At 62.1% G+C, this 18,109-nt stretch carries 12 protein-coding genes; 8 read left to right on the forward strand and 4 right to left on the reverse strand.

Translation table 11 applies throughout. The features are described from left to right. Positions 1 to 2: 2 nt before the first annotated feature. Complete coding sequence (locus FJ938_RS02255; RefSeq protein ID WP_140690761.1) at positions 3 to 845, forward strand: hypothetical protein; 843 nt, start codon at positions 3 to 5, stop codon at positions 843 to 845. Here FJ938_RS02255 and FJ938_RS02260 read toward each other — a convergent pair. From FJ938_RS02260 to tssI, 3 genes are read right to left on the reverse strand one after another with little or no spacing between them, the layout of a single operon-like run. Beyond that, positions 836 to 1,204, reverse strand: a complete 369-nt coding sequence (locus FJ938_RS02260; protein ID WP_140690763.1) for a hypothetical protein — start codon at positions 1,202 to 1,204, stop codon at positions 836 to 838. The genes FJ938_RS02255 and FJ938_RS02260 overlap by 10 nt on opposite strands. Then, the gene (locus FJ938_RS02265; protein ID WP_140690765.1) at positions 1,204 to 1,629 is read right to left on the reverse strand and encodes a DUF6484 domain-containing protein; all 426 of its coding nucleotides are present in this window, start codon (positions 1,627 to 1,629) and stop codon (positions 1,204 to 1,206) included. Before FJ938_RS02265 ends, FJ938_RS02260 begins: the two co-directional genes overlap by 1 nt. Before the next feature lie 9 nt (positions 1,630 to 1,638). Beyond that, complete coding sequence (gene tssI, locus FJ938_RS02270; protein WP_140690767.1) at positions 1,639 to 3,966, reverse strand: type VI secretion system tip protein TssI/VgrG; 2,328 nt, start codon at positions 3,964 to 3,966, stop codon at positions 1,639 to 1,641. A gap of 231 nt (positions 3,967 to 4,197) precedes the next feature. Here tssI and tagH point away from each other — a divergent pair, with 231 nt between their 5' ends. From tagH to FJ938_RS02305, 7 genes are all read left to right on the forward strand, one after another. Further along, positions 4,198 to 5,277 carry a type VI secretion system-associated FHA domain protein TagH gene (gene tagH, locus FJ938_RS02275; RefSeq protein WP_140690769.1) on the forward strand — a complete coding sequence of 360 codons (1,080 nt, stop codon included), beginning with the start codon at positions 4,198 to 4,200 and terminating at the stop codon, positions 5,275 to 5,277. A gap of 292 nt (positions 5,278 to 5,569) precedes the next feature. After that, on the forward strand, positions 5,570 to 7,075 hold the full coding sequence (gene tssL / locus FJ938_RS02280) for a type VI secretion system protein TssL, long form (protein ID WP_140691025.1): 1,506 nt from the start codon (positions 5,570 to 5,572) through the stop codon (positions 7,073 to 7,075). Positions 7,076 to 7,125: 50 nt separating this feature from the next. Then, on the forward strand, positions 7,126 to 10,629 hold the full coding sequence (gene tssM, locus FJ938_RS02285; RefSeq protein WP_246673155.1) for a type VI secretion system membrane subunit TssM: 3,504 nt from the start codon (positions 7,126 to 7,128) through the stop codon (positions 10,627 to 10,629). Between the two features lie 134 nt (positions 10,630 to 10,763). Continuing rightward, positions 10,764 to 11,543, forward strand: coding sequence for a PP2C family serine/threonine-protein phosphatase (locus FJ938_RS02290; protein WP_140690772.1), 780 nt, complete (start codon positions 10,764 to 10,766; stop codon positions 11,541 to 11,543). Next, the gene (locus FJ938_RS02295) at positions 11,540 to 14,170 is read left to right on the forward strand and encodes a serine/threonine-protein kinase (protein WP_140690774.1); all 2,631 of its coding nucleotides are present in this window, start codon (positions 11,540 to 11,542) and stop codon (positions 14,168 to 14,170) included. Before FJ938_RS02290 ends, FJ938_RS02295 begins: the two co-directional genes overlap by 4 nt. 13 nt (positions 14,171 to 14,183) lie before the next feature. Further along, positions 14,184 to 14,678, forward strand: a complete 495-nt coding sequence (locus tag FJ938_RS02300; protein ID WP_181165553.1) for a DUF1036 domain-containing protein — start codon at positions 14,184 to 14,186, stop codon at positions 14,676 to 14,678. Then, positions 14,675 to 17,119 (forward strand): M23 family metallopeptidase, encoded by a 2,445-nt coding sequence (locus FJ938_RS02305; protein WP_140608433.1) that lies wholly within the window; start codon positions 14,675 to 14,677, stop codon positions 17,117 to 17,119. Before FJ938_RS02300 ends, FJ938_RS02305 begins: the two co-directional genes overlap by 4 nt. 12 nt (positions 17,120 to 17,131) lie before the next feature. On the opposite strand, the gene FJ938_RS02310 is transcribed toward FJ938_RS02305, so the two are convergent. Continuing rightward, a protein-coding gene (locus FJ938_RS02310; protein ID WP_140690776.1) for an IS630 family transposase occupies positions 17,132 to 18,089 on the reverse strand; the annotation gives its coding sequence in 2 pieces (ribosomal slippage) (positions 17,132 to 17,737 and positions 17,739 to 18,089; 957 coding nt in all). Between the last annotated feature and the right edge of the window lie 20 nt (positions 18,090 to 18,109).

Below are 18,109 nucleotides of genomic sequence, written 5' to 3' on the forward strand. Positions count from 1 at the left end.
ACATGGCTGATTATAGCGTAACGGTAAATGGCACGGTTGCAGCGGATGACGGGACCATTTTCTCCGCCGTCGCGTATTACGACGGAGAGAGTTTTTACTCATTCGTCATTTCGGAATCCGACGTGGCCAGCGACGACAATCAGACTGAACGAATTTACGAAAAACCATGTTGGTTCACCGACATATGGCGCTCCGGTTCCGGTCGTCTCTATGTGTGCGACGACAACGGCATGGTGCATTCGGGCTCGGGGAGCGAATGGACGTCAAGCCAAGTTTCGCCTCGCCACTTGAATACCGTCTGGGGCTTCGACGACAACACCGTCTACGCCGGGGGATCGGAGGGGGTTGTCTATCGCTGGGATGGCGCACGCTGGGCCGCCGTTAGCCCCGCGCTCGGCAACACCATTCTTTGCATTGCAGGGTCGTCGCCGAGTGACCTTTATGTATCCGGCGAAGGAGCGCTTTTCTGGCACTATGACGGCAGGCAGTGGACTCAAATCCAGTTGCCGACCAACGCGATCCTGGTTGGACTGCTGGGATTGTCGTCGACGGATGTCCTGGTCTCAGGCAGCGCAGGGACCCTGTTTCGCGGGGCGGGCCTTGCCTGGACCGACGTCTCGCAACGCGGTCGGGATTTCTACAAAATGGCATTCTACCGGAAGACAATCCACATTGCCGGCGGCGGACAGGGGGTGTTCACGTTCGACGGGGCAACGGTTTCCAACCTGAAAGACGGTTTTCCCGTCTACCGTCTTTCGTCGAACGGCTCGTATCTAACGGTGGCCGGCGGGAACTCAGCCATAAGATATGACGGCTCGGAATGGGTCGGGCCTGACTACACCTGACGGCCTGAGACGGCCGGCGTGTCTGGGTTGGGCTTCGCAGCCAGATAAGCCCGCACCCTTCTGAGGTCGAGATCGGCAATGCGCAACGCCTCTTTGATCGACAGCATGCGCACGACGAATAACTCCCCGGCTTCGGGATATTCGGCGTAGCGCTCGCTCGCGATCTCGATGCCGACCTCGCCAGCCACTCGCAATCCGTCAAGATGCGCTTCCAAACGCTCGACGAGTCGGGCAAGCCGCTCCTCATCCATGTCCGGATTCTTGCCGGGGGTGAGCAGGTTGTAGTCGTAAACAGTCCAGAGGAACGCAGCCATCTCAGCGTGTTGGCGGACAATCTCGTGAAGAACGGGCGCTGGCATCAGTTCAGATTGACCGAGCCACCGCGGAGGCGGTTGGTGGCACTTGCGTGGCTGGTCACATAGGTGCCGCGGATGGTGATGTGCCCATCCTTTTCCATGATGATCGTAGCTTTGCCGCACCGCAGCTCAAGACGTTCATTCGCAGTGATCCTCATTTTCTCACCGTCTCTGATGACGTGGGGAACATTTGACCGGTGCGCGGGATCGATGATGCGCCCGACAATCAACGGTCGACCGGGATCTCCATCCTGGAACAACAGCGCCACCTCCGCGCCGATCATGTCCGACGTGAGCTCAGTGAGGCTGCGCGCGGCCGCTGCTGTTTCTCGAGGGTTTCCCGGGAAGACGACAAGGGGCGCGTCCTCGCCGAAGCCCAGGAATATGCCAATCACCACGCCTTCAATTCGCTCTACGATCTTTGTCATCGAGGCCCCTCAGTTCTGCTTTATCTCCGAGCCTTTCATGGTGATGTCGCTCGATGCCTTCACATTGATCTTACCCGACCCATTCACGGTAATATCCTTGCCGGAAATGTTGATCGTGCCGTCCTTCTTCATAGCGATCGCAGCCGAGCCGCATGTAATTGTGATGGCATCGCCAGCTTCAATGATCAGGGTCTTGCCGACCTTTATGGCTCCGTCCTCACCGACCTCTACCAGACTGCCTTTGGCTATTTTCAACGCCCGCGAACCGCCGACATCGGTCGCATCGTCCTCGGCAATCTTGGCGTCCCGTCCCTTGCCGATCTGGGAGGCATGCGCTCCACCTATGTTGAAGCTCTGGTTTGCGCCAACATCGACCGATTGGTTTGCCCCCACCGTCCAGCTGTCCGATGTGCCAATGCTGTGGCTCTGTCCCGCACCGACGGTCACGCTCCGCGAGGCCCCGATCGTGTTCGTCTGCACCGCTCCGACACTTCGCGTCTCGGAAGCCCCCACCGTGTCGACGCGCGCGGCACCCACCGTGATGGTCTGGACGATCGCCACGGTCTGCGAATGACTGGAGTCAATGTTTTCCGTCGAATTGCCAACGACATGGATGGTCTCGTTGGCGCCGACGGTCAGCGAGCGGTTCGCGCCCACCGTCTCGGTGTCATTGCTGCCGATATGGGTGGTCTGATCGACGCCGACCTTGACGGTCTTGTTGTTGCCGACGTCCTCGTCAAGATTGTGGCCCACGGAATGCTTGGCGTCGTGATCGATGCGATCGGACTGGTCGTGCTGCACCGTCTTGTTACGGTCGTGCTTGATCAGCAGATGGTGGTCCTTCTGAGCCTGGAAATTGACGAGTTCGGAACCAGCCTTGTCCTCGAACATCAGCTCGTTGTAGCCGCCGCCCCCTTTCGAGGAATTGGACTTCCAGCCAGATTGCGTCGCGTTGCCCGGCAGCGCGTAAGGCGGCATCTCGGCGGCGTTGTACACGCGGCCGGTGATGATCGGCAGGTCCGGATCGCCCTCAATGAAATCGACGATGACCTCCTGGCCGATGCGCGGGATCTGGATGAAGCCCCAGCCGCTGCCGGCCCAGGTCTGCGACACGCGCACGAAACAGGACGAGTTCTGGTCCTTCTTGCCGAGGCGGTCCCAATGGAACTGCACCTTCACTCGGGCATATTTGTCGGTGAAAATCTCCTCGCCCGAAGGACCTACCACCGTCGCGGTCTGCGGGCCACGCATGATCGGTCGCGGTGTAATGCGCGCTGGCCGGTAGGGCAATTTGGTGGGCGCAACGCCGAGCACCACCTTGAAGTTCTCGCTATGGGCCTCATTCTGCGTCCGGTAACCCGGATCGAACAGCCGGTATTCGGCGCTGACCACCAGATATTCCTGGTTCTGGTCGTCGCGCGGAAAACTTTCCAGCGTGAATTTGCAGCCGGAAAAGAGGCCGCGCACAGTGCCAACCGCTGTGCTGTGCTGGTGAACGGCCTGCAGTTCCTCACGCCGGATGCCGGCGATCGTGTCGCCGCGCCCGACATCCAGATGCGCTCCGGGCTGCCGATAGTTCTCGCCCGAAGCCTCCTTGTGGCTGAAGGGTTGGGAGGACTTGGCCATCAGGTCGGCGCCGGGCTTCTCGAAATCATAATCCGTATGAGCGTAGGCGCCCGGACGCACCGCACTGCCTGGAATCCATTCGGTGATGTATTCGACATCGCGTCGCGAGCCATGGCCCTCGAAATTGTAAAGCACCTTCTCGTAGCCTGGCGCTGGCTTCAGCTTGTTCATCGCGTCGCACAGCACGAGCGTGTGCTTGCCCTCATCATGCTCGAAGAAATAGAAAATGCCTTCGTGTTCGAACAATCGCTGCACGAAATCGAGGTCGCTCTCGTCATATTGGACACAGTATTCGCGCGACGGATAGAAACCCTGCAGTCGCTTCTCGAATTTTGCGATGCCGTATTTCGCAAAGATCTTTTCGACGATCTCGACAGCGGTCATGTTCTGGAAAATGCGGCAGTCGGTGGTGTTGCCGAGGAACCAGAGCCATGGCCTGACGCTGGCCTCGTAATAGGCCAACCGATCCTCTATGCGCGTTAGCTTGAAATCCGACACCAGCCCGCTGAACCAGCGCTTTGGATCGGATTCACCTTCGACGGAAACGACGCCGCCCAGCATCTTGAGCGGATCGACATCTCGGCTCTTGCTGACGAACCCGACGGTATAGGCGAAACATCGGCTGATCTCGTCACGACCGACGAGATGAGTAAAGGTCAGCACGTCGGCGCCAACCGGCGTCTGTACAACCGTGGCACGTTCGTTCGGCATGGGTCGTGCCCCTCCTCGACGCGGCCAGTGTGATGGATTGAAGCCCCGCCCTCACGTTCGGAAGGTTTTCGAATTCACCGCATCGGATCGCTGCAAGCGTAGCATATGTTTGATGAAGGCCAAATAAGAGCAAGGGCTAAACCATGGCGTGCGTTCATATGAAACGCACCTGTCCCACTGCGCTGGCAAGCTGCTAGAATGTCTAGGATTCAGGATTGCCAGTGGTTTCGAATGTTCATTTCGCTCCAGATCAGCAATGTTGACAGGCTGCCGCCAGGCATCGCGAAGAGCTACGGCGCCCGCGACCGCAGCTTCGAAATCGGGCGTGAAAATTGCGACTGGACGCTGTCCGACCCCGACAAGTTCATCTCGGGCCGGCATTGCGAAGTCCGCTACCAGGCGGGCTCGTTCTGGCTTTTTGACGTCTCGCGCAACGGCACTTTCGTCAACGGCTCCAGCCAGCGCATGAATGCGCCGCACCGGCTAACCCAAGGCGACCGGCTGCTGATCGGCCGTTATGTCATCGTCGTTGCCATTGACGAAGAGAGCGTTGCCACCGGTCGTCCGCAAGCCAGGACCGGTTCGACGCAGCATGAGTTGCCACCGTCGACGGGAAGGCAGCTTGAACCCGGCGGTGTGCAATTCCCCAATCCGGCGCAGCAGCGCCCCGTCGAGGCAGCGCCGCTGTCGACGTCTCCGGCACTGCAGCCCAGCCCGGCTGTCGCTGCCATGCAGCCAGTGGAAGCGGACGGGATACTTCGCGATATCGCCAAGGCAGCCGGCTTATCGCCGGAGTTATTGCAGTCGCGTAACCCGCATGACGTCGCCGCCGAGATCGGCGCGGTGTTGAGAACCACCGTCGAGCAACTGTCCTTGCTGCTCAAGGCGCGCGCGGCGGCCAAGGTGCTCGCCAAAAGCGCGAACCGCACGATGATCGGCGCCGAGGACAACAACCCGCTGAAATTCGTTCCGGGCACCGACGACATATTGGAGATCATGTTTGCCAAGCGCCGGGCTGGCTATCTCGATGCCAGGCATAGCATCGAGGACGCGTTCCGCGACCTGAAGACCCACGAAATCGCGACCTACGCCGCCATGCAGGCCGCGCTCTCGAGATTGCTCGACGACCTGTCGCCGGAGGCGACCGCCAAAAGAATCCCGCCGGCGTCCTTTTCATCCAGGAAAAGCCAAGCCTGGGATGCGCTCGTCGCAACGTGGCGGACGATGGAGGACAAGCACGAAAACGGCATGCTGGATGTCTTCCTTGCCTATTTCGCCGACGCCTACGCCAAGGCTGGCAAGCAGAAATAGCCATGCTCGGCAAAAGTCGCGAACACGGCTCTTACAGGCTGTGCGACCGGCCTCGTGGGAAATCCGCTTCTTTGGTCATCCTGCTTTCCGATTTCAATCGGCTTGCTGTGCGACTAGGATAGCACGTGGGAGCTTGCCTGGCTGGCAAAGCAGCGTGGCTTGGAGCGTGTGCAGGAATGTCATGTTTCGGCAAGATCGGTCTTTCCGTGCGGCTCGTTGTTGATACTCAGTCCGGTGCGCAGCTTTCATCGGGCCTGAAAGAAGCTCGTTGGACCTCGACGATGGTGCGCCGATGAGCTCGAAGGACGACCCCTCCGAGCCGCCGGACAAAACCGTCATCCGCGCGCCGCGGCCAAGGCAAAAGCCGCTCGTGGCTCCCGGTAGTTCCGGTCCGCGAAGTGTGCGACCTCGTCCATCGCCCGCCAGGGAATCGACCGTATTCGACCCCGGCGTCGGCCGGCAGGTGCCGCCCGGCTGGTCGTCCGGAACCGTGGTCGTCCAGGAGGCCAAGCACGGAATGATGCCCGCAGCGACACCGGCATTGCAGCAGGATGTCTTGCTCGACGCCACTGCTGGCGTGGAGTATGCCGCCGCAAATCCTCTCCTTGCCGCTGCGGGCCCTTTGCTTCTGCTGTTCGGTCAATTGCGGCTGATCCCGGTCGAACGGCAAGCGGCGGCCTTGGCGGAGCATATAGCAGACGCCATCGAGACCTTCGACCGTACCGTCGCCAAAGCCGGCATCGTGGAAGAAGATGCGCGGATCGCGAAATTCGCACTTTGCGAAACCGCCGACGATCTCGTCGGCAACCTGCCCTGGCCGAACAAGGAAACCTGGCTTCAGCACAGTCTGGTGGTGCAGTTCTTCCACATGCAACCGACAGGCGCCAGCTTCTACGAAGCGCTGAACAATATCCTCGCCAAGCATGAAGCGCATTACGACCTGCTCGAATTGATGCATGCCTGCCTGTCGCTGGGATTCCAAGGCCAGTACCGGGGATTGCCTGGCGGGCCGAACATGCTCGAACGCGTCCGGCGCGACGTCTACGACACCCTACGCTATTTCAGGCCGCGCCCCCCCGAGGACATTTCTCCGCGGTGGCAAGGCATGGCTGCGGCGATGGCCAAGCCAAGGAGGAGGCTGCCGCTCTGGGCGATTGCGGCTGCCGCGACGGCTCTGGTGACTGCCGCCTTCTTCGGTCTACGGATATTGATCACCGATGAAGGCGATGCAACCGCCGGCGAGTTGCTGGCGCTCAATCCTTCTACCCCGGTTACCATTGAACGCGCCAGTGTGGCGGCACCCGCTGAACCGGTGCAAGCCAACCCGCCGCCGCCAGTTCCTCCAAGCACCACGCAGATCGACCGCATCCGCGCTACACTCGCCAAGGAGATCGCCGCTGGCGGACTGAGCGTCGGCACGAAGGGCGACTTTATCGTTGTCGAGATCAGCAACCAGCTTTTGTTCGCATCCGGCCAGGCTGAGTTGAAGGCACAGTTCCAGCCCATCGCGGCGGATATCGCCACGGCGCTCGACGCCGAACCCGGACCGATCAGGATCGTCGGCCACACCGACAATGTAAAGCCGAAGAAGTCGAGCACGTTCAAATCGAATTTCGATCTCTCCGTCGCGCGCGCGAAAGCGGTGCAGGCCATGATGGCCAAGCAATTGAAGGATCCATCGCGTCTGAGCGTCGACGGCAAGGGCGAAGACGAGCCCATTGCCGACAATGCGACGGCGGATGGCCGCGCCAGGAACCGCCGCGTCGACGTGATGATCCCAAAGGACGAGACGTTGTGAGCGGGCGCGGCGAGGAGCGGCTGATCCGCTGGGCGCTGCGGATATTCAGTATGCTTGCCTTGGCCGGCTACTCGGCCGCCGTCTGGTATGCCGGACCGCTGATCCGCTTCGCCGATACCCACCCGCTTGGATCCATCTGGCTCAGGGCAGTGATCATCGGCGTCACCATTGCGGTGCTGGCGCTGTTCTATGGCATTCGCTTCTGGCAAAGGCGCAAGGCGCAAAAGGCGCTCGAAACGGCCATTGTGCGCGGAGACGAGCGGAACGACGATTCACAGGCGCTCGAAGCGCGCATGAGCGAAGCCATCGCGACGCTGAAGCGGACGAGCGGCAAGCGCAACTTCCTCTATGATATTCCCTGGTACATCATCATCGGCCCGCCAGGCGCCGGCAAGACAACGGCCCTGGTCAATTCCGGGCTGAAATTTCCGCTTGCGGGCTCCGGCAATGCCCAGCCGGTGGCCGGCGTCGGCGGCACGCGGTCATGCGATTGGTGGTTTACCGATGAGGCGGTGCTGATCGACACGGCCGGCCGCTACACGACGCAGGAATCGGACCGCGAGCGCGACAAGGCAAGCTGGCTTGCTTTCCTCGGATTGCTCAAGAAGAACCGCACCAGGCAACCGATCAACGGCGTGATCCTCGCCATCAGCCTCGCTGATCTCATTGGTCTCGACGACCAGCAAATCGAGGCGCATGTCGCCGAGATAAGAAACCGCCTGCGCGAATTGCACGAGGTGCTGAATATCCAGTTTCCCGTCTATCTGCTTTTCACCAAAGCCGATCTCGTCTCCGGCTTCATGGATTATTTCGGTGAATTCGACGAGGCGCGCAGGCGCAAGGTGTGGGGCGCGACGTTCCAGACCGCTGATCGCACAAGGAACATGGCCGGCGAGGCACCGGCCGAATTCGACGGGCTGGCGAAGCGCTTGGCAGAAGAAGTTGTCGATCGCCTGCAGGAAGAGGCCGACCCTGTGGCGCGCATAGCCATATTCGGCTTCCCGGCGCAGTTTGGCGCACTCAGGAACCGGATAACGCATTTCATCGGCAGTTTGTTCGATGCCTCTCGATTGCGGGTGAATGTCAGCCTGCGGGGTCTCTATTTCTCCTCCGGTACTCAGGAAGGAACACCGTTCGACCAGGTGCTGGGCACAATCGGCCGCAGCTTCGGCAGTGCCTCGCAGGCGCATCTTTCCGGCACCGGCAAGAGCTTCTTCCTGCACGATCTCCTGACCAATGTGATCTTCGCGGAATCGGGCTGGGTATCCTTCGACCGGACGGCCGAACGGCGCGCCAGGCTTGCTAGGCTTGGTGGCCTCGCCGCGATTGCGCTGGCCGCCCTGGCGGCGCTCGGCGTGCTCGGCCTCAGCTTCTTTGCCAACAAATCTCTGATCGCCTCCACCAGGCAGGCCATGGCGCACTATCGCGACAGCGCGGATTCGCTGCTCAAGAGCACGACGGTGACCGACGTCGACCTGGAAAACGTCATCGGCCCGCTCGACCAGCTGCGCAACCTGCCGGCCGGGTACGAGAATGGCGATCAGGGAAAGCCGATCGAGGAGACGTTCGGGCTTAGCCAGCGCGAGAGGCTGCTGTCGGCCTCCAGGGCTGCCTATCGGCAAGCGCTCGAGCGGACATTCCGCTCCCGGCTCCTGGTGCAGGCGGAGCGGACCATCCAAGCCAGGATGGCCGATCCTATCGCGCTCTACGAGCCGCTGAAGATCTACCTGATGCTGGGCGGCAAGGCTCCCAAGGTCGATGAAGAGCTGATCGTTTCCTGGATGAGGCAGGATTGGGAAGAGAACCGCTATCCCGGCGAGAACAACCGCCAGGGCCGCGCACAGCTCGAAAAGCATCTGCGCGCAATGCTTGCACTCGACGACGCCTATGATCCCGCCTTCGAACTCAACCAGCCGCTGATCGAAGCCGCGCAACGCTCGCTTGGGCGCATGAGCCTTGCCGACCGCGCTTCGGCGCTGATCAAGTCGGCGATCTACGCCGCAAGACTGGAGAACTTTTCCGTCGAAGCGAAAGCCGGCCCTGAGGCGCAGCTCCTGTTCGAACGCGTGGATGGCAGCGACCTCGCTGATCTCAATGTTCCCGGGCTTTACACGCGCGCCGGCTTCAACCGCTTCTTCCTGCCGCAACTCTCGCGCATCGCGCAGATGCTCGTCAACGACCAGTGGGTGCTTGGTGGCGGCGGCGAACAGGGCGGCATCGACCAGGACCTGCCCAAGCTCGGTCCCGAACTGATCGACCGCTATAGCAAGGAATTCTCCTCCGCATGGAACGGTGTACTCGACCAGCTGAAGTTCAAGGCGTTGCTCAAGGACAGGCCTCAATACCTGGCGCTTTCCGCCCTCGCCGCGCCGGACTCGCCTCTCGATCAGCTCTTCACGGCGGTCGCCGATGAGACCGCATTGACGAAGGAGGACACCATGGCCGAAGGCGAGAGCAGCGCGGCACGGGAGGACCCCGCCAGCATGGCCAAGGGTCTCGCACGCATCGGCCTGCAGATCGCCGGCGGCAAGTCACAGAGCCGTGCCGGCTCTGGGTCGGCTGTTGCGCAGAATGCCGGCGCGAGCGTCGAGGCACAGTTTCGATCCTTCCAGTCCCTAGTCAGCGGCGCCAGCGGACGGCGGCCGCTCGATGCGTTGACGCGGAATTTCCGCGACATCTTTCAAAGCCTGAAGCTGTCCGCCGATGTCCCTTCACAGACCGAACGCTTCAACGCCAACCTGCAGCTGCAGATCTCCACGCTGCGCGCCAATGTCTCGCGCCTTCCGAAGCCGCTTGCGCACATGATCAACGCGGCAGCGGACGAGTTTGAGGGCAATGTCGCCGAAGCCTCGGTGGCCAACCTCAACAAGAATCTCGACCAGACGGTCACACAAGTCTGCGAGCAGGTGGTCAACGGTCGCTATCCCTTCGCCAGCGACGGCACGGAAGAGATATCGATAGCGGATTTCGCCAAGCTTTTCGCGCCGGGCGGGCTGATGGACCGCTTCTTCGCGCAGAACCTTGCGCCGCTGATCGACATGACCGGCCAGGAATGGACCTGGAGACAGGATGCCCGCACCAGCCGCGACCTGGCGAAGTCGACCTTGAAATCATTTGAGTCGGCCGCCGAAATCCGCAGCGCCTTCTTCCCTTCCGGCGGCTCGGTGCCGTCGGTTTCGATCACCATCACGCCTTTTTCGCTGAATGGCGACGCGGACAACGCGGTTCTCGATATTGACGGCCAGACCGTCCAGAGCAGCCAGACGGGGAACGCGCCAGGCACAGTGACGTGGCCGAACAGCACGGCCTCAGCTTCCGCCAGTCTCACCCTGCTGCCGGAGATGCCAGGCCGCGACTCCGCTCTTAAATTCGAGGGACCGTGGGCCTTGAAGCGTCTGTTGGACAAGGCGACCATCACCGCCAATGGCGCCAACACCGAAGCCCGCTTCGTGATCGGCGGACGAGATGTCGCTTACACGATCCAGGCCGGACCGGGGACCAATCCCTTCCTGCTGCCGGCCCTGTCCAGCTTCAGCTGTCCGAAGGCGTTCTGACATGCCTGTGTTCCAGCGCACTGCCAGCTTCAGCCTTCATTTTGGTACTCTAATCTATGCGCTTGTGGCAAAGTAGCGTGGGCGCGCTGCCCATGCTTGGTCGCAGAGGACGCTCGCGAGCGCTTGGTGGCAAATTGAGCACTGCCGTCCTTCCCATCGAAAGCTTCGGCGTGAGCCATAAGGGCTGCGTGCGCGACCACAACGAGGACAATTACCTGATAGAGCCGCAGACCGGTCTCTGGGTGGTGGCCGATGGCATGGGCGGGCACGAGGCCGGCGAGGTCGCATCGGCCAGCATCGTCGATCATCTGGCGACGATCGGCATCGCGAGCTCGGCGCCGGACCTTCGCGCGCGCTTCGAAGACCGGATGAGCCGCGCCAATTCCGAGATCCGCAACATCTCTCGATCCCGCGGCATCACCATCGGCTCCACCTTCGCGGCCTTGCTTGCCATGGACGGACGGTTCGCCGGCCTGTGGGCCGGCGACAGCCGCATTTATCTGGTCCGCAACGGCGTGATCCTTCAGGTCTCGAAGGATCACACCGAGGTCCAGGAACTGCTGGACCGCGGCATGATCAGCGCTGAGGAAGCACTTACCTGGCCGGGCCGCCATGTCATCACCCATGCCGTCGGCGTCAGCGATGAGCTCGAGATCGATTTCCAGCAGGGCGAGCTGATGCCGGGGGATGTTTTCGTTCTGAGCACCGACGGACTGACGGCGCATGTCAGCGATGCCGAGATCGAAGCCGCGGTGAGATCCGCAACACCGCAGGCGGCGTGCCGGCATCTGCTGGAGACTGTGCTGGCGCGTGGCGGAACCGACAATGTGACCATCGTACTCGTGAAGATCGGTGGCGGGCGCAACGATGCGCCCCATTCGGATCGGCCCGGAGTGGAGAGCCTGGCGAGATGAGCGACGACGACAAGACCCGGATATTGACGGACGTCACCTATGCTGGCGTCGGCACGCAGCTCAGCGGCATTTACGAACTCGACGAGAGGATCGCATCCGGCGGCATGGGAGAAGTCTATCGCGGCCACAACATCCAAACCGGCGACCATGTGGCGATCAAGATCGTATTGCCTGAATTCGCCCGCGACCAGACGATCCTGTCGCTGTTCCGCAAGGAAGCCTCGATCCTCAACCATCTGTCGCATGACGCGGTGGTGCGCTATCACGTCTTCACCATAGATCCGAGGATTGGCCGGCCCTATCTCGCGATGGAGTTCGTGGACGGCCAATCCCTATTCGACATAATGCGTCGCGGACCGATGCCGGGGGAGGAAGTGCGTCGGCTTTGCCATCGCCTGACGTCGGGGCTTGCCGCGGTGCACCAGGCGGGCGCGGTCCACCGCGATCTCTCGCCGGACAACATCATCCTGCCTGGCGGGCGGGTGGAACGTGCCAAGATCATCGATTTCGGCATCGCCCGGTCGGCGGCCGCGGGCGGTGAAACGCTGATCGGCGGGAAGTTCGCTGGCAAATACAATTACGTTTCGCCGGAACAGCTCGGCCTCTATGGCGGTGAGGTTAGCGAGCAGTCCGATATCTATAGCCTCGGACTGGTGCTCGCCGCCGCATTGCGCGGAAAGCCGCTCGATATGAGCGGCACGCAGTACGAGGTCATCGAGAAACGCCGGGCCGTGCCGGACCTGTCCGACATCGATCCCGATTTCCACGAGCTCATCGGCGCGATGCTGCAGCCGGATCCGCGCGATCGGCCGGCCAGCATGGCCGAGATCGCCAGGGCAACGCGTAGCGAGGATGTCGACGTGACATTGCCGCCGGCATCATATGGTTCGCGTGAACGCTCGGGCTTGCCGCGCGCCGGCTGGACGGCGCTGTCCGAGTCCAGGCCCCAGCCTTCGGCGTCTCCGGGCGAACAGCGCTTCGTCGAACATGTGCGGCCGGCGCATCTGTCGCAACCAAGGCCCGCGCCAGCGCCCGCGCCGGCCAGCGCGCCCAAGCCGGCTGCGCCGCGAAGATCGTCGCGGATGCCGGCTATCGCTGGCGGCCTGCTGACGCTGGCACTCCTGTTGGGGGGCGGTTTTTACTTCAGTGGGATTCTTGCGCCCCCGCCGGCCGAAGAGAGGCCGAAGCCGGTGCCCGAACCCGCTGTGGAGGCCCCCAAGCCGGTGGCCCAAACGCCGCAGCCGGAAACATCGAAACCTCAGCCGCAATCACCGATACAGCCTCAGCCAGAGCCGTCAAAAGCTGACAACGCTGCCCCTGTCGAGACAATGAAGCCACCTGCCCTACCGGATGCACAGGTGAAGTCCCCAATACCGGCTGAGAACCAGGCGGACGCGGCGGCCGAGCAGAAACCGGAGCCAGCCAAGCCCACCGAAACCCCCGTAGCGACCCCCAGGCCGGAGGTGTCGCCGGCAACAGAACCACAGCAGCCCGCCGAGCAGGCGCCGGCCGCCCAGCCGCCGACCACCGACAAGCAGGAGCCTGTCGCGCCGCCCGTAGGGAAGCCGGCCCCGGCGGCCCAGCCCGAATTCACGGCCAACAACAATCAGGCGCAACTGCCACCGGTCGAGATCAAGCCTGCCCAGACGCCACCCGTGTCAGTGCCGAAGGCTGGGGAAAGTGCAAACCCGCCGACGATAAAACCCAGCGCAACGGATCTCGTCGACATGCTTTCCAATTTGGCCAAGCCTAAGGCTTCCTCGCCGCCGACTTCGGAGAGCCCGTTACCGGCGCAGCCGACTAGTCCGCCGGCAAAACCGGCGGCCCCGCCCCCGACCGCCAGCCAGCCGACGCCATCAACCGCGCCGCCAGACCCGGCACCGACAGCACAGCCATCCCGGCAGCCGCGGCCGCCGGTGACCACGCAGCCCGGAAATACCGAAGTCGCGATCAATATGCCCAAGCCGGCGGTTCCGCCGGCGAAAGCGGCCGACGAGACGGTGCAACGCGCTTCATGGGTGCGCGACTTCAGCGGCGGCGACTGTTTTTACGCGTCGCTGACATCGGCAACAGACAGCGCCGCCGCTATCGAAGGCTTTGCAACAGCCGTGCAGCCCTTCGAGCAGATGCTCAATGATTTTAAGACGAAGTTTCATCTCGAGCCGGACATCAGCGTCCGTCTCATCGAGCAGCCCCAGTGTGAAGTGACCAACTTTCTGCGCTTCCTCGACCGGAACCAGGTGGAAAGGCCTGAGCTCGTTCTCGACCGGACGTCGGTGGCGGATGGCGCGCCGATCACCGGCGCGCTGGTAACGCATGGCGGGCTCGTTTCCAACGTCATGCTGATCGACCACAGGGGCATCGCCTTCAACCTCGATGACCGCATGGTGGCGCAAACCGACAAGGCGACCTTCAGCATCCCGATCGGTCTAGGCGCCGCCGACAAGGCGGCCGGAAAGGCCCTGCCGCAGATCATGCTGGTGATCACCGGGCCGCGGGATATTCAGGCGGCAATGTTCTCGATACCGACACCGGCCTCCGAGCTTTTGCCAAAGATCCTCGGGGAGATCGAGGCCGACGGTTCGCAGTTTTCCGCCACCGCCAAGTATTTCCGGCTCGGCGGATAGATATGAAACGCCGATGGACCCTCGCTACCTGCATTCATTTTGCCAGGCTTTGACGCGCATAGACTGGTTTCGATTCTTGCTGGGCTTCTCCGCCCGCGTGGCATTTTCCGCGCTGTTCGGCGCGGCGCTGCTCTTTATCCTCTCGACCAACAGCGCGCACGCCGAATTCACCGTCTGCAACCAGACGCTCGATGTCGTCAATCTCGCCGTTGGACAGAAGGTCGACAATGCCGACCAGACCGACGGCTGGTGGACCATCGGCGCCAACCAGTGCGTGAACGTCATCCGCGAGGAGCTGACCAACCGGTACATCTACCTGTACGCGACCGATGTGTTCGGCCATGCGATCCTCGACGGATCGACTGAGATGTGTGTCGATCGGCGCCGCTTCTCTATCCGTGGCATCGAAGAGTGCTGGCAGCGAGGTCATATCGCGGCGCGTTTCGTCGAGGTCGATACCCTTGAGCAGGTGCGCTGGACCTATTTTCTGACCGGAAACAGCCCGTGACGCACAGCATCGACACGAGCTTCAAACAGAAGAAGCTGGCGCGCCAGAGCGAGCGCAGACGCAAATTTTGGCGCCGCTTTCTTGCCGGCATTGCTGCGCTCACCATCATCGCGATCGCGACCGGCTTCTATCTGACCAAGGATGACTGGTCGTTCGGCGACGAGGATGAAGACCTGCATCCCGTCGAAGGTATGGAAGACGTGCCGCCCGACGCCTCGGTCTATGTGCCGGCCATCATCGACCTTGCTGGCGACCCGATGTGGATCACGCTGGCGCCCGATGCCGACACCGCCTCGAAGGGCCATACGGTTGCGCGCCCGGCCGAACTCGACACTTCCGGGGCTTCGCCGCAAATCGAGATTCTGTCTGACGTGATGCTGAGCACCAGCGAGAAATTCATGACGACGATCCCCTCAACGCAGGAGGATTTTGCCTTTTTCCAGGCGCAGCGGCAGGCTGCTCCGAAGCCTTCCGCCGCAGCACCGGACGATCAGCAACCGACTTCGCCCGCACCTGCCGTGGCGCCCAACGATGAACGAAGCGATCTGGCGAACGACCTGCAGGCGCCGCCGGAAGGGGGCGAGATCCCCGCCAGTTCCGCACCCAAAGCCGACGCAGACGATCCTGAGGCCGGCTGGGGCGAGACCATCGACCAAGGCGAGGCAGCGCTCCCCGCCTTCAAGAAAACCGCGATCGAGAACAACACCACCGTCGAGACCGTCATCAGCGAATATCAGCGCTTCGAGGCCACGGAGGATACTTTCGTGAAAATCCTCAACGACCGCAGCCTGGATGGCGTGGTGCTCGACGCCCATTTCTCCGCGGACGATGCCAGGCTTGCGGGCGAGGCGCTGAAAGCGCTGTTCAACCGCGACGGACTCGAACCCGGTTTTGTGGTCGCGTTGCGCGGTTTCCGGCCGAACCGCGAGACGACGACCATGTCGCTGATGCAGGTCTCCGTCTACGCAAGGAACGTCTATGTCGGTACGCTGACGCGCAATGCGGCCGGCGCCTTCGTTTCAGGCGTCGACCCCTGGGTCCGCGAAGACCTCTTCAACTATTCCGGTGCCTCGGATCAGGGCGGGCCCAAGCGGCAGTATCGCCTGCTCGACGCAATCTACTCGACCGCGGCGCGCAACAAGGTGCCGACCAGCGTGATCGGCGAAGCGATCATATATCTGTCGAGAGGACAGGATCTGGACGCTTTCGCCAGCGAGGACCAGCGCTTGGTGCTGATCTACTCGCAGACACCGCGCGGCCAGGGCGATATCTCCGGACGGGTGCTTTACGTCGGCGTCCTGGGTAAGGACAAGAACCTCGACTGCTTCGTCTTCCAGCAAAGCGACGGTCAGTATGCCTGCGTGACCGGCGATGATCAGGTTCGTTCGCTGACCGTCATCAACGGCATGGTCACGCCGGTGAGCGGGGTGATGACGTCGACCTTCGGCCCCCGTAAGCATCCGATCCTCGGCACGGTTAGAATCCACAATGGCGTCGACTGGGCGGCTCCAATCGGCACGCCGATCCTGGCCGCCTTTGACGGCGAGATCAGTTTCCAGGGCGATGGCGGCAGCTATGGCAATCTGGTCAAGATCGCCCATTCAAACGGGCGCGAGACGCGCTACGCGCACATGCAGAAATTTGCCATAGCCAGCGGCGTCGGCACCAAAGTGAGGGCCGGCGACGTCATCGGCTATATTGGCACCACCGGGCTCTCGACCGGACCGCATCTGCATTTCGAGCTTTATCAGAACGGCGAAGCGATCGATCCCCTCGGGACGGTCACCACGGTTGCCAGCGCTGATTCCGCCAATCCCGGCGGGGCCGGCAGCTCTGGCGATTCTGCCGTCGAGACGCTAACCGACCGGATCGTGCATGTCGAAAGCGGCGGCAGCGCCCGTGCCAAGAACCCCAACTCGTCAGCAACCGGCGCCGGCCAGTTCATCACCAAGACCTGGATCCGGATGATGAACACCTATCGTCCCGATCTTGCCCGTTCGCTCTCGACCGCTGACCTGCTCGCGCTTCGCTATGACTTGACTTTGTCGCGCGAGATGGTGCGTAACCTCGCGCGCGAAGGCGAGGCCTATCTGCGCGCCCGCGGCCACCAGATAACGGCAGGACGCCTTTACCTCTGCCACTTCCTTGGCATGGAGGGAGCGCACCAGGTGCTGGCCGCGCCCGGCTCGTCGCAATTGAGCGCCGTTCTGGGCTCGGCCGTGATCGAGGCCAACCCGTTTCTCATCGGCAAGACCGCCAGCTATGTCGTTGACTGGGCCGAACGGAAGATGGGACAGAAAGCGCCGCGCGTTTTGACGGATGTAAGCCAGCCGGCGACGACCACGACCGAACTCAGGCAGACATCGCCGGAGTTCGAAAAATACAAGCAGGCAATAGCGACCCTGCTCAATTCAATCCAGGATACGCCTGGGCCAGGCTAGAGCATCGGGCGATTAACATGCAACGTAGCCTGCCTGTTTGAGATAGTTCCAGCATTCGGTTGGATCGAACATGGCGCAGATGCTTCCGACGGCGCGGACGAGATCGTCGTAGGTGCGCGCTTTGGCCTTTCGCAACAGGGTTTTGAGTTTTGCGAAGGCCATCTCGATCGGGTTGAGGTCCGGCGAATATTTGGGCAGGAAGAGGAACCTGGCGCCGCGCTGTTTGAGTGCCTCTGCGGCGCGCGGACTTTTGTGGACATTGAGATTGTCCAGAATAACGATGTCGCCGCGCCCGAGAGCCGGTGCGAGCTGGGTTTCGACATAGGCATCGAACGCCGCCCCGTCGATGGCTCCCTCGATGATCCAGGGGGCCACCAGTTCATGGCAACGCAGGCCGGCGATGAAGGTCTGGGTATGCCATTTGCCGAAGGGCGCATCGGCGAGGAGCCTCTTGCCGCGCAGGCTGCGCCCGCGCAACGGGGTCATGTTGGTCTTCACGCTCGTTTCGTCGATGAAGACGATCCGCGCCGGCACGGCGCGCATCAGAGGCTGATGATGGTCGCGCCACTCACGCCGCGCCGCTCTCACGTCGGGCCGTTCTTGCTCCGACGCCAGCAGGGCTTTTTTTATACGTAAACCCCTCCCGGCACAGCAACTTCGACAGGTTCGACGGGTCCGCCCTGACGCCGTGCTCGTCTTCAAGCCACGCGCCAAGCTCAGGCATCGTGATGTCCGGCCTGGCCATCACTTTGTCGACAATGGCCTGACGATACGGGCCGAGTTTGCCAGACCCGGCAGGACGCCCCTGACGGGCCGGTTCGACGGAACCAGTCGCCGCATAGCGTGCCTGAACGCGTACCGCCGTCGAAGGCGCCACCTCAAACTGCGCCGCAACTGCCCGCCGCGACTTGCCCTCGGCAATGCCGCGAACAAGTCGAAGCCTCAAATCCTGCGAAACCGCTTTGCCCATGGTGCACCTCCGCATCCATA

The sequence above is a fragment of the Mesorhizobium sp. B2-4-14 genome (assembly GCF_006442155.1).
Taxonomy (GTDB): domain Bacteria; phylum Pseudomonadota; class Alphaproteobacteria; order Rhizobiales; family Rhizobiaceae; genus Mesorhizobium.